Here is a 13,574-nt window from a genome sequence, read left to right on the forward strand (position 1 = left end):
ACAGAGAAAGCGACCTTAGGGTCGCTTTTTTTGTTTCTGGCATTGCGTCAGAATCCCCTGTCCGCCGCAAGTGGCCAGCAGGCCTTGCGTCGGTTCCTACCGCAAGCAAGAGACCGACCATGCAGGATGCCAGCCTCTCTCCCGCTCCGACACACGCCACTCCCTTGCTGGGAATCGACCTGGGTACCACCAACAGCCTGATCGCCGTCTGGCAGGATGGCGAAGCGCGGCTGATCGCCAATGCCCTGGGCGAGGTGCTGACGCCATCGGTGGTCAGCGTCGATGACGATGGCAGCATCCTCGTCGGCCAGGCCGCCCGGGCGCGCCTGACCACGCACCCGCAACGTAGCGCCGCGGCGTTCAAGCGTTTCATGGGCAGCGACAAGCGTTACGCCTTGGGCGAACACCGTTTCACCCCTGAAGAGCTGTCGGCGCTGGTGCTGGGTTCGCTCAAGCAGGATGCAGAGGCCTATCTGGGCTGCCCGGTGAGCGAGGCGGTGATCTCGGTGCCGGCCTATTTCAGCGACGAGCAGCGCAAACGCACGGTATTCGCGGCCGAACTGGCCGGGCTCAAGGTCCAGCGGCTGATCAACGAACCCACCGCCGCCGCGATGGCCTACGGCCTGCATGAGCAGAAGTTCGAGCGCACCCTGGTGTTCGACCTGGGCGGCGGCACTTTCGACGTTACGGTGCTGGAGTACGCCCTGCCGTTGATCGAGGTGCATGCCTCTACCGGAGACAACTACCTGGGCGGTGAGGATTTCACCGAGGCGCTGCTGCAGGCCTGCCTGCGTGACTGGAACCTCAAGGCCGAAGATCTGGAACCCCAGGCCCTGGCCAGCCTGCACGACGCCATCGAGCAGCTCAAGTGCGAAGTGGGCGAGGGCAGTCGCACCTTTGCCTGGAGCATGGATGGCCAGCCCCGCGAGTGGCAGTTGGACGACCAGAAGCTGCAGGCGATCTGGGCACCCTTGCTGGCCCGGGTACGCACTCCCATCGAACAGGCCCTGCGCGATGCCCGCTTGAGCCCGCGCGAGCTGGACAGCCTGGTGCTGGTCGGCGGCGCCACGCGCATGCCGCAGGTGCAGCAACTGGTGGCCAAGCTGTTTGGCCGCCTGCCGTACCGGCACCTGGACCCGGATACCATCGTCGCCCTCGGCGCCGCCAGCCAGGCGGCGTGCAAGGCCCGCGACGCGGCCATCGACGAACTGATCCTGACCGATGTCTGCCCCTACACCCTCGGCGTGGCCTCGTCCCGTGGCGAGGATGTCACCGGCGCCTTCTCGCCGATCATCGAGCGCAATACGATCATCCCCACGTCCAAGGTGCAGCGTTTCTACAGCAGCCACCCGGAACAGAAGTTCGTGCGTATCGCCGTGTACCAGGGCGAGCGGCCCTGGGTGCGGGACAACATCCTGGTGGACAGTTTCGAAATTCCGTTGCAGCCGACCGGCGAGATCCAGTCGCTGGACGTGCGCTTCAGCTACGACATCAATGGCCTGCTGGAAGTGGACGTGACCTTCCTCGAGAGCGGCCAGAAGCACAGCCACAGTATCGACCGCAGCCCCACCGGGCTGGATGCGCAGGCACGCCAGGCCAGTGAGGAGCGCCTGGCAAAATTGAAGATCCACCCACGTGACACGCTGCCCAACCGCACCTTGCTCGCCCGCCTGGAGCGAGCCTGGATGCAGAGCCTGGGCGATGAGCGCGAGCTGATCGGCAGCTGGCTGGACGCCTTCAATGCCGTGCTGGCCGGGCAGCAGGCCGGCGAGATCAGCCGTGAGCGCCAGGCATTGAGCCAGGCGCTCGACGAGCTGCGTTACTGAGCGTTGAGCCGGCGCAGGGTGGCCTGCAGGCCACCCTCCAGCGGCTGCCCTTTGCCCGGTACCGGGCCGTAACGGTTTGGCAGCTTGTCGCCGGGCAGGCCCAGCAGCACCAGTGACGAGAACGGCAGCACGCGGGTCAGCACCATCACCAGCAGCAGTGCCGGCACGCCGTGGCCGAGGTCGCGCAGGCGACGCAGGAAGCCGCTGATCGACAGGACGCTGATCGCCACCATCATCGCCGGAATATGCAGCATCAGGCTGGCGCCCAAGGCGATGATTGCCACGTGCACGGCCAGGCCCGTGCGGTTCAGTCGACTCTTGAGCTTCCAGAACGCCCACATCGGCGCCGGCGGCTCCTCGATCATGTCCAGCAGCAGGCGTTCGCTCCATACCAGCACGGCCATGATCGCGCAGCGCAGGCCGGGGTCCTGTTCCGGGTCGTCCTTGACCTTTTGCAGGGCGCGCAGCACCCGGGTCTTGGGCGGGGTGCAAGTGTTCAGCAGGCTGTGCAGCGCATCCAGCACTTCGTCGACCGTGCGACTGTCGAGGCCTTGCGCGCGTACCGCGGCAGCCGGCGGGTGCTTGGCCTGGCCGTCCAGTAGCCCACGGCGCAGTGCCTCGAACCAGTCGTCGTGCAGGTCCAGCGCCTGCATGCGGTCGCGCAACGCGCAGCGCTGTGGCTCGTCCAGCGACGGATCGTGGTGCAGCACTGCGCAGAACAGCAGGTAGCCCAGCGGATAATCGGTACGCAGCCCGCCGTCGTCGTTGTCCAGGCAAGCCAGCAGTTGCGCGGCGTTGGGCAGGCGCGTGCTGTTGAGCGCCTGCTGCAAGGTCAGCAGGCGTGCCGAGATCAGGGCTTGTACCGGGTCGCGGATATCCAGGCTGCCGAGCAGCCCACTGGCGCCTTCGGGGCTGGTCAGCAGTTGACAGAGCAGGACGTGTGTCGGAGCGAACGGGTGTTCGGTCGGGTAGTGCAACTGCCCGGGCAAGGCCGGCTCGATCAGTGCCAGCCAACGTGAAGGTTGCTCCAGCATGGCCAGCATGAACAGCTGCTGGCGGTGCCACTGCCACAGTGCCTCGCCCTCGGGCATTGGGGGCAGGAGTATTCCGGCCTCGGCCAGGCGGTCCTGCAGTTGCAGGCCGAACGGCGTGGTGAACAGGCGGCGCATGTCGAACTGCCGGTTGAGCGTGTGCAGGGCATGGGCCGGGTAGACCCGCATGCGCCGCAGCCATTCGCGGCAGACCGGGCGAATGGCATCCTCGGTCAACACCTCGGGCAAGGTAGCCGCCGGATCATCGCTGGCGCTGAGCTGTGTCAGCGCCTGGACCACAGGAGCCTGATCGAGCCAATGCAGCTGCTGGCTCGCCTGGCGCTGGAAGCCCTCGAGGATCAGCGCGTCGAGGGCGTCCTCGGCCGGTGGCTGGGCGAGGACCAGGCGCAGCAAACCGGCCTCGCCGCGCTGCAGGGCCCAGGCATGCCAATACAAGCGGTGCAGATTTTGCTCCGGCTGCTCCTGCAGCAGCCAGGCCAGCAGCGGCAGTTCGTCGTCGCCGTCCAGTTGCCAGTCGACGAAGGTGCTGGCGATGCCGTCCAGCCCCAGGCGCGAGGCTTCGGACCAGCGCGCCAAGGTCTGTGGGGACTGCCCCGGGCTACCCCATGCCTGGGCCGGGTCGCCAAGGTCTTGAGGCCAGCCGGCTGGCGTGTGCAGGCGGTCGAAGGCCTGGATCAGCAAGGGCAGGCGCTGGGGCTGATGGCGGGCACAGAGGTCGATCAGCCAGCGCTCGGCCTGTGGATGCTGGTGTTGGCGGTACAGCCGCAACCAGCAGTCCAGGGCTTGTTGCTCGGCCCCCAGGGCATCGGCCTGGCGGGCCAGCAGGTAGAGCAGGTCGGCATCGTCCGGGGTTTGCCCCTGTTGTGCCTGGAGGAGACCATGGAAGGTGCGGCTGGCGATGCCGGCCTGGCTGAACTGCACCAGCAGGCGCTGAATCAGCGCCGGATCGTCCGGGATCGCCAGGCAGGTATGCACGCTGGCGAACTGCTCGTACTCGAACAATGGGCGGTGCTGGTAGCAATATTCGAGGCTGCGGAAATACCACAGGCTCTCCATCTGCGCCGGGGCTGGCCAGTCGCGCATGCAGGCGGTATCGAAGGGATCCGGCTGCGCGAGACGGTCGAGGAAGGCTTCCAGCTCGTGGGGGTTGTCCCGGCGCAGCAACTGCTCGGCCCAGCCCAGGCGCCGGGCCAGCAGGCCCGCGCAGTGATGGGACAGCGGCCCGCAGTCGCGCAGGGTGTGCAGCAGCTGCCAGCCGAGGTCGTCCAGTTCGTCCAGTGGCAGTTCGTCCAGCTCGGCGATGTAGCCCTGCCAGGCTTGCGGGTCGAAGCGCAGGGACGGCTCCTCGAGCAGGCGATGGAAGTGCTGCAGCGCCGGATGGGGAGTGTCCTCGGCGCTCCTTGGCTCGGCCTCGCGGGTTTCCTCCTCGCGGGCCAGGCGCAGCGCTTCTTCGTAGGCTGCACGCAGGGCCTGGAAACCTTCCGGGTCGGTTTCCGGGTGGTGCGCGGGCAGGCGGCCGCGGTAGGCCAGGCGGATGGCGTCCAGGTCCTGGGTCGGTTCGATCCCCAGGCGAATCCAGCAACTCATGACCAGCAGTCCTCTTCCAGGGTGGCGGGGCGCGCCGGCTCCGGCAGGTCCATGTCCCAGGGCAGCCCGGCCAGCAACTCATGGGCGCCGAGACGCAGGTTAAGCAAGATGCAGCGGTTCCAGTGCTCGCTGCCCTGGCGCTCGAGATCGGCGGCCAGGGTCTCGTCACTGCTGTCGCTGACATTCCACAGCGCCTTGCCGAACAGGTAGCCGGCCAGGTAGCAGTCCCAGCGGTTGTAGTAGTGGCGGGCGCGCAGCGCCAGGCGGTAGTGCAGGTAGAGGCTTTCGTCACGATCGATCAGGCCTTTCTTGACCCCGGCGCGCAGCAGGAAGCTCATGCGCCCCAGGTCCCAGGCCCGGGTGCCGCCCGGGCCACAGTCGGGGAAGGTGCGGGCGGCGTATTCGTGGCGGATGCGTTCGCGTGGCGGCAGGGTGTCGAGCAGGGCCTGCCACTGGCTGGGCAGGCAGCGCTGGTACTGCCAGTAGGCTTCGCTCATTTCGGTGGCGTGGCCGTTGTCGGCCATGTTCAGCATGTCCAGCAACTGGGCGCGGTCGCTGATCCCCCACCAGCGTTCCAGATCGGTCTGGTCTTCCCCTTCGAAATAGTCGGGGGCGGTGTAGCTGGCGCCGTTGAGGGCGGCCATGGGGGCGGAGAGGGCATGCAGCCAGTGCTGCGCGGTTTCGTCCATGAAAGGGGTCCTGGGGGCGCTGGGAACTGGCGTGGATTGTATAGGAATCCGCGGGCTGGGTTGTCAGGGGTATGTCCCAAGCCGGTAAGCTTCGGCCACCTCCCGGAGTACCTCGCACACCCACTGCGCCGGCAGGCTCTGTGCCAAGGCGGCATTGCGGCAGATCCCCACCGAGCCGCCCGGTTCGCGCACGCCCAGGTCGAGTTCGGCCAGTTCTCCCCGCCCCAGGTCGATCAGCACGGCGTCGCGCGGGGCCACCCAGACCGCCTCGCTGCCCAGCACGTAGCGCCTGCTCAGGGCTAGCGACAGGGTTTCAAGGCGTTGTGCCGGCAGCGGGATGGCGCATTGCACGAACAAGCTGTCAGCGTGCTGGCGAATGGTCGTGCCGGGCGGTGGCAGCACCAATGGATAGGCACCGACCTGCCTGTGGTCAATGGGCTGGGCCGCCAGCAGCGGATGCCCAGGCCGCACCACCAGGGTCATCGACTCGCTGTACAGGTGCTCGAACGACAATCCCTGGATCTGCGGGCTGTCGGTCATGCGACCGATCACCAGTTCCAGTTCGCCAAGGTGCAACTGCCCAAGCAGCTGGGCGCTGGCCCCGGTCACCACGCTGATTACCAATGCCTCGTGCTGCTGGTGCAGGCGGCACAGCACCTCGGGCATCAGCAGCCCTTCGACTGTCGACAGCACGCCGATGCGTACCTGGGAAGGCGCCCGCGCCTCGCCCCGGACGCTGCCGACCCCGTCACGCAGCGCTTGGACGCTGGGGCCGGCATAGCGCATGAAACGGGTACCGGCCGGGGTCAGGGCGACGCCCTGGTGGCTGCGCTCGAACAGGCGAGCTTCCAGCAGATCCTCCAGCTCCTTGAGCGTCTTGGAGATCGCTGGCTGGCTGATCGCCAGCACATCGGCGGCCCTGGCCAGGCTGCCTTGTCGGGCAATCTCCAGGAAGCACAGCAGGTGCCGGAACTTGATGCGGGTATCGAGGTTCATGCCCGGCAGTGTATCCGTGCGGGCCAGACCTGCAACGTCTGGTTGCTCCGTTCCAGCATCAGCTACGGGCCAGTTCGACTTCGGCGCCGCTCAGGCGCGCGGTCCACACTCGCAAAGCCTGTGTCGGGTCCTCCAGGCAGCGCCCGTCGTGCAGGCAAAAATGCTGCTTGTAGAGTGGCGCCGCAACTACCAGTTCGCCCTGCAGGCTGGCCACCAGCCCGCGTCCGATGATATTGGCGCCGGAGCGCGGATCGCGGTTTTCCAGCGCGTAGACCTGTCGATCCCGCCCCGGCAGGTAGAACAGCGCGACCTGCTCGCCCTCATGCCACACCACCACGCCGGAGTCGGCGACCAGGTCGCTGGCCCGGCACACCGCCTGCCAGCGGGTTTCAGTTGCTACAGCCGTGTTGGACAGGTTCATCACATTGCCTCCTCATGGGTGGGAATCAGCTGCAGGGGCGCCGCCGGCCGGCGTTGGCCACGTTCGCGCACGAAGTGCACATCCGGATCGGCGCGTTGGTCATTGACGAAGGTACGGAAGCGCTTGAGCTTTTCCGGATCGCCCAAGGCGTTGGCCCATTCGCATTCGTAACGGTCGACCACCTGCTGCATCTGCGTCTCGAGTTCGCGGGCCAGGCCCAGGCTGTCGTCGATCACCACCTGCTTGAGGTAGTCGAGCCCGCCTTCGAGGCCCTCGCGCCACACCGAGGTGCGCTGCAGTTTGTCGGCGGTGCGGATGTAGAACATCAGCACGCGGTCGATCAGGCGCACCAGGGTCTCGTCGTCCAGGTCGGTGGCGAACAGTTCGGCGTGGCGCGGGCGCATGCCGCCGTTGCCGCACACGTACAGGTTCCAGCCCTTGTCGGTGGCGATCACACCGATGTCCTTGCTTTGCGCCTCGGCGCATTCGCGGGTGCAGCCAGACACCGCGAACTTGAGCTTGTGCGGCGCGCGCAGGCCCTTGTAGCGGTCCTCCAGGCGCAGCGCCATGGCCACGCTGTCCTGCACGCCATAGCGGCACCAGGTGCTGCCGACGCAGGACTTCACCGTGCGCGTCGACTTGCCATAGGCATGCCCGGTCTCGAAGCCGGCGGCGATCAGCTCGCCCCAGATCTGCGGCAGCTCGTGCAACTGGGCACCGAACAGGTCGATGCGCTGGCCGCCGGTGATCTTGGTATAGAGGTCGTACTTCTTTGCCACCTGGCCGATCACGATCAGTTTTTCCGGGGTGATCTCGCCGCCGGGAATGCGCGGCACCACCGAGTAGGTGCCATTCTTCTGCATATTGGCCATGAAGGTGTCGTTGGTGTCCTGCAGCGGCACCAGCGCCGGGTCCATGATCGGCTGGTTCCAGCACGAGGCGAGGATGTTGCCCACCGCCGGCTTGCAGATGGCGCAACCCACGTGGCCTTTGCCATGGCGTTCGAGCAGCTCGCTGAAGGTGCGGATGCCCTCCACCCGCACCAGCCCATAGAGCTCCTGGCGGGTGTAGGCGAAGTGTTCGCACAGGCTCTTGTCGACGGTCACGCCGCGGGCAGTCAGTTCGTGCTCGAACACTTGCTTGAGCAGCGCCGCGCAACCGCCGCAACCGCTGGCCGCCCTGGTACAGGACTTGACGGCGGCGAGGTCGCTGCAGCCACTGTCGATGGCGGCGCATACCGCGCCCTTGCTGACGTTGTGGCACGAGCAGATGGTCGCGCTGTCGGGCAAGGCATCGGCGCCCAGCGTCGGTGCGCCGCTGCCCTGGGGCAGAATCAGCGCGGCCGGGTCGGCCGGTAGCTTGATGCCGTTCTGGGCGTATTGCAGCAGGGTGTCGTAGTAGCTGTTGTCGCCCACCAGCACCGCGCCAAGCACGCGCTTGCCGCTGGCATCGACCACCAGGCGCCGGTACGAGGCGGTGGCTTCGTCGATGAAGCGGTAGCTGCGCGCGCCCGGCGTGACGCCCTGGGCATCGCCGATGGAGCCGACGTCCACACCCAGCAGCTTGAGCTTGGTCGACATGTCGGCGCCGCTGAATTCGCTCGCTGACTCGCCCATCACCAGGGCCGCCAGATTACGCGCCATGGCGTAGCCCGGGGCGACCAGGCCGAACACACTGCCGTTCCACGAAGCGCATTCGCCAATGGCGAAGATGCGTGGGTCGCTGGAGCGGCATTGACCGTCGATCACCACGCCGCCGCGCGGGGCGATCTCCAGGCCGCAGGCGCGGCCCAGGATATCCTGCGGGCGAATGCCGGCGGAGAATACGATCAGGTCGGTTTCCAGGTGTTCGCCGCCATCGAAGTTCATGCGGTAGCGGTAGTGTTCGCCCGCGCTGATTGATTGGGTGGCGCGGGCCAGGTGCACGCCCACGCCCAGCGCCTCGATGCGCGCCTTGAGCGCCGCGCCGCCCTCGCCATCCAGCTGGACCGGCATCAGCCGCGGCGCGAACTCCACCACATGCGCTTGCAGGCCTAGCGACTTGAGGGCGTTGGCGGCTTCGAGGCCGAGCAGGCCGCCGCCGACCACCACGCCACGACGGGCGTTGCCGGCAGCGGCGCGGATCGCGTCGAGGTCTTCGAGGGTGCGATAGACCAGGCGCGCATTGTCGCTGGAGCCTTCGATAGGCGGCACGAACGGATAGGAACCGGTGGCCAGGATCAACTGGTCGTAGCCGAGGCGGCCTTCGGCGGTGATGACTTCCTGGCGTTCGCGATCGATGTTCAGTACCGCCTCGCCCAGGTGCAGCTGCACGCCGTTGCTCGCATAGTAGTTGCGGTCGCACAGGGCCAGGGTTTCGGCGCAACTGCCGGTGAAGTATTCCGAGAGGTGCACCCGGTCGTAGGCGCGCTGGCGCTCCTCTGCGAACACGTGCAGCTCGAAGTGTGCCGTGGCGCCGCGTTCGATCAACTGCTCGACGCAGTGATGGCCGACCATGCCGTTGCCGACGATGACCAGTCGCGCTCGTTGTGCTTCGTTCGCTGTTGCCTGCATAGCCGATCCTCGATCACGGAAAACGAAAAAGGCGCCTGGAGCCGAAGCTCCAGGCGCCTTTGCCTGTACTCATCAGTGTGAGGCCCCTGTCGACCGCCGTTGGTCGTTGGGGCTGTTGTGCATCGGTTGAAGCAGGGAATGTGCCAGGCTCGCGGCCATCGCGGGGCAAGCCCGCTCCCACGAGGGTTGCAGCATGCCACGACACCTTTGGGCATGAGTTGGCCAGGTGATGCGGTCGCACAAGTAGGGTGCAGCCTCACCACCGTGGTGCATCAATACACATCCCGCCGGTAGCGCTTGTCCTGCGCCAACCTCTCGACGAATGCCGCTGCCATGGTCTCGTCCAGGCCACCGTGCTCCGCCACGAGCTGGCGCAAGGCCGCGTCCACATCCCGGGCCATATGCCGGGCATCGCCACAGACATACACATGCGCGCCGTCCTGCAACCAGTGCCACAGCTCGGCGCCGTGCTCCAGCAGGCGGTGCTGCACATAGACCTTTTCCGCCTGGTCACGGGAGAACGCGGTGCTCAGGCGCACATGCCCGCTGGCCTCCCAGGCCTGCAATTGTTCGCGGTAATAGAAGTCGCAGGCGGCATGCTGTTCGCCGAAGAACAGCCAGTTGCGCCCCTTTGCCTCGCGTACCTCACGCTCTTCAAGGAAGGCGCGGAAGGGGGCGATACCGGTACCGGGGCCGATCATGACGATGGGCACCCCGTCGTCCTCGGGCAGGCGGAAATGCTTCGATGGCTGCGCAAATATCCCCACCTCCAGCGCCGCTGCCCGGTCCGCGAGGAAGCTCGAACAAACGCCCTTGCGCTCGCCATGGCGCACGATGGACACGGTCAGGTGCACCTGGCCGGGATGAGCCCGGGGGCTGGAGCTGATCGAGTACAGGCGCGGCTGCAAGGGTTTGAGCAGCGACAACCAGGTGCCCAGCGGCAAGGCCTGTGGGTGTTCGCGCAGCACATCGGCCAGCTGGCGGCCCCACAGCCATTCCTTGAGTTCGTCCTTGCATGCCGGCAACAGCAGGCGTTGCAGGTCGGGAGCGTGCTGGCTGAAGGTTTCGAGCTGCTGGCGGCTGACCTGGGTGATGTCCAGGTGCCGCTCCAGCGCGGTTTGCAGGGACATTGGGGCATGGCCCTTGAGTTCGATCTCGGCTTGGCCTTCCAGCTGCATCAGCGCCAGCAGCTCGTCGACCAGGTCCGGGCAATTGCGTGGCCATACGCCCAGGGCATCGCCAGGTTGATAGCACAGGCCGTTGCCGGACAGGTCGAAGACCAGTTGGCGAGTCTCCTTGGTGGAACCCGGGCCGCTGAGCAGGCGGTTTTCCCGCAAGGTGGCGGGCCAGGGCTGGTGTTTGCCACGGACGGTGACTGGTGCTGCGGCGGTGGCCGCCGGGGCACTGCCAAGCTCGGGCAGCAGGGCCTCGAGCCAGGCGCCGAAGGCCGCTTCGCAATCCGGCTCGCAGTCGACCCTGGCCAGCAGGCGCCGGGCGCCCAGGTCGGCCAGGCGTTGATCGAGCTTGCGGCCGAAGCCGCAGAACTGGTCGTAGCTTGAATCGCCCAGGGCCAGCACGGCGTAGGGCAGGGTGGCGCAACTGGCGCCTTCGTCGTCCTGCAGCGCCCGCCAGAACGCGGTGCCGCTGTCCGGCGCATCGCCGTCGCCGAAGGTGCTGGCGATCAGCAGCAGGCTGGCGGCGCCTCGCAGTTGGGATGGGCGGACCGCCTCCATGCAACTGAGCGCGACTACCAGCCCCGCGTCGCGCAGGCGTTGGGCGCAGCGTTCGGCGAGGTGCTCGCCATTGCCGGTCTGTGAGGCCCACAGCACATGGTGGCGAGGGCTTTCCAGCGCTGCTTGCGGTGCCGGCGCGGGCCGGGCGAACAGGCCGGCCAGCAGGCCGTCGACGAACAGGCGTCGCTCCGGCGCCAGGGGCGCAGCGGGCGGCAGGCAAGGCACGTTATCGGTGCTGGCCTGGCTCAGGCCGAGCAGGAAACCTTGCAGGTAATGGCGCTCTTCCTCGGCCAAAACCGGCGCCGGCAAAGCCTCCAGGCCGAGCAGGCGGGACAGGGTGGCGGTGGACATGGCGATGGGCTCCGGGGGAAGCGTCAGTTCAAGTGTGTCGATGCGCTCGCCGGCGACCCGCTCCAGGGCCACGGCACAATGCTTGAAGGCCGGCTGCAGCGAGGTTGGGTCCACCGCGTCGCAGGTCACTGCGTTGATTGCCAGTTGCTCGCCGTACAGATCGTTCCAGTGAAACGGGGCGAAACAGTTGCCCGGCAGCACTCGCTCGCTGAGCCGCGCCGGCAGCACGGCCTGGCCACGGCGCGAGCGGATCGCCACCTGGTCCTTGGGCGCGATACCCAGGCGCCTTGCGTCGTCGGGATGGATCTCGACAAAAGGGCCGGGCTCCAGCTTGTTCAGGCTGGGTACCTGGCCGGTCTTGGTCAGCGTGTGCCACTGGTGCTGGACGCGGCCGGTGTTGAGTACGAAGGGGAAGGCATCGTCGGGTAGCTCCGCCGGCGGCAGCCAGGGGCGGGCGAAGAATCGAGCCTTGCCGGTGGGCGTCGGAAACACCGGCGCCTGTGGTGCGTCTGGCGCGACATAGCGCAGCGGGCTGCGAGCGTCCTGGCGACCCGGCGCGCTTGGCCACTGCCGCGGGCCCTGGCGCAGGTCGGCATAGTCGATGCCGCGCAGATCGTAGCCGGTGTCGGCGTTGTGGAAGCGGCGGATCTCATCGAACACCGCTCCGGCGTCGGGGTAGTCGAAGGCGTGCGCATAACCCAGGGCACAGGCGATGCGTGCGATCAGGCGCCAGTCCTCGAGGCTCTCGCCGGGCGCCTCGACGGCGCGGGGCATCAAGGTCAGGTTGCGCTCGCTGTTGATCATCACCCCTTCGCCCTCGGCCCACAGCGTCGCCGGCAGCAGGATGTCGGCGTAGCGGTTGGTCTCGGTGTCGAGGAAGGCGTCCTGGCTGATCACCAGCTGTGCCTGGCGCAGGCCGTCGATCACCTGCTGGCGGTTGGCGACGCTGGCCACCGGGTTGCTGCAGATGATCCAGCAGGCTTTCACTTCGCCATGCTTGAGTTGCTCGAACAGCGCCACGGTGCCTTCGCCCGCTTCACTGCGCAGGGTGCCGGGGGGCAGTTGCCATTGCGCTTCGACGAAGGCGCGGTCAGCCGCCACCTGCGCCGAGCGCTGGCCCGGCAGGCCCGGCCCCATGTAGCCCATCTCGCGGCCGCCCATGGCATTGGGTTGGCCGGTCAGCGAGAACGGCCCGCTGCCGGGGCGGCAGATGGCGCCGGTGGCCAAGTGCAGGTTGCACAGGGCATTGCTGTGCCAGGTGCCGTGGATGCTCTGGTTCAGGCCCATGGTCCAGCAGCTCATCCATTCGCCCGCCTCGCCGATCAGGCGGGCGGCTTCGCGGATGTCGGCCTCGGCCAGCCCGGTGATGGCTGCGACACGTTCGGGGGTGTAGTCCGCGAGAAACGCCGGCAGGCCCTCCCAGCCCTCGGTGTGGCGGGCGATGAAATCCGCGTCGGTATGGCCATTGGCGTGCAGCAGGTGCAGCAGGCCATTGAGCAGGGCCAGGTCGGTACCCGGACGCAGTTGCAGGAACAGGTCGGCCTTGTCGGCAGTGGCGCTGCGCCGGGGGTCGACGACGATCAGCCTGGCACCGGCCTTGAGCCGGTCGAGCAGGCGCAGGAACAGGATCGGGTGGCAGTCGGCCATGTTCGCGCCAATCACCAGGAACACCTCGGCGCGCTCGAAATCCTGATAGCTGCCGGGCGGGCCGTCGGCGCCCAGCGATTGCTTGTAGCCGCTGCCGGCACTGGCCATGCACAGGCGTGAGTTGGACTCGATATGGCGGGTGCGGATGAAGCCCTTGGCCAGCTTGTTAGCCAGATATTGGGCCTCCAGCGACATCTGCCCAGAGACATAGAGGGCCACGGCGTCAGCACCGTGGGTATCGATGATTGTACGCAGGCGCCTGGCCGTCTCGGCGATGGCGGTCTCCAGCGGGCGACGGGCTGGCTGCTGGCTGCGCTGGTCACGGACGAACGCGTTGGCCATGCGCCCGGCATACAGTGGCACATGGGCGGTCAGCCCTTTGGTGCACAGGCGCCCGAAGTTACTGGGGTGCTGCTTGTCGCCGCTGACCTTGACGATCTTGCCTTCGCTCACGTGCATGACGATGCCGCACCCGACCCCGCAATACGGGCAAACACTGCGCACTTCACTGCCGCTCATCACGATCTCCTGCTGACCAAACGACAAAAGCGCCGGCTGCCCGGCCTGCAAGTGGCAAGCGGGGCAACACGGCGCCTTCGTCGTGGAGAGAGAACCATCGGCGTTGATGGCCTCGATGCCATGCGAACAGCAAATCCCGGGCCATATCACGGCGGGGCGCGTCGCTGCGGTGTGAGGGGATTCACCCGGCATGGGGGGCGC

7 protein-coding genes are annotated in these 13,574 nt (G+C 67.2%); 1 reads left to right on the forward strand and 6 read right to left on the reverse strand.

Translation table 11 applies throughout. From position 1 onward, the window contains the following. Positions 1-119: 119 nt before the first annotated feature. A complete protein-coding gene (locus ABZO33_RS11005; protein WP_414536048.1) occupies positions 120-1,826 on the forward strand; it encodes a molecular chaperone HscC in 1,707 nt (568 codons plus the stop codon). Here ABZO33_RS11005 and ABZO33_RS11010 read toward each other — a convergent pair. The 6 genes from ABZO33_RS11010 to ABZO33_RS11035 form a co-directional block, all read right to left on the reverse strand. Next, complete coding sequence (locus ABZO33_RS11010) at positions 1,820-4,465, reverse strand: molecular chaperone DnaJ (protein WP_414536049.1); 2,646 nt, start codon at positions 4,463-4,465, stop codon at positions 1,820-1,822. The genes ABZO33_RS11005 and ABZO33_RS11010 overlap by 7 nt on opposite strands. Next, positions 4,462-5,154 carry a DUF1266 domain-containing protein gene (locus ABZO33_RS11015; RefSeq protein WP_038705546.1) on the reverse strand — a complete coding sequence of 231 codons (693 nt, stop codon included), beginning with the start codon at positions 5,152-5,154 and terminating at the stop codon, positions 4,462-4,464. Before ABZO33_RS11015 ends, ABZO33_RS11010 begins: the two co-directional genes overlap by 4 nt. Before the next feature lie 63 nt (positions 5,155-5,217). Then, positions 5,218-6,150: a pca operon transcription factor PcaQ gene (pcaQ, locus tag ABZO33_RS11020; RefSeq protein WP_414536050.1), complete on the reverse strand. Its 933-nt coding sequence runs from the start codon at positions 6,148-6,150 to the stop codon at positions 5,218-5,220. Positions 6,151-6,208: 58 nt separating this feature from the next. Further along, positions 6,209-6,571 (reverse strand): nitrite reductase small subunit NirD, encoded by a 363-nt coding sequence (nirD, locus tag ABZO33_RS11025; protein WP_414536051.1) that lies wholly within the window; start codon positions 6,569-6,571, stop codon positions 6,209-6,211. After that, on the reverse strand, positions 6,571-9,123 hold the full coding sequence (nirB, locus tag ABZO33_RS11030) for a nitrite reductase large subunit NirB (protein ID WP_414536052.1): 2,553 nt from the start codon (positions 9,121-9,123) through the stop codon (positions 6,571-6,573). The genes nirD and nirB overlap by 1 nt, the downstream gene beginning before the upstream one ends. Before the next feature lie 272 nt (positions 9,124-9,395). Further along, the gene (locus tag ABZO33_RS11035) at positions 9,396-13,373 is read right to left on the reverse strand and encodes a molybdopterin-dependent oxidoreductase (protein WP_414536053.1); all 3,978 of its coding nucleotides are present in this window, start codon (positions 13,371-13,373) and stop codon (positions 9,396-9,398) included. Positions 13,374-13,574 lie beyond the last annotated feature (201 nt).

Source organism: Pseudomonas sp. CAM1A (genome assembly GCF_047501685.1).
Lineage (GTDB): Bacteria > Pseudomonadota > Gammaproteobacteria > Pseudomonadales > Pseudomonadaceae > Aquipseudomonas.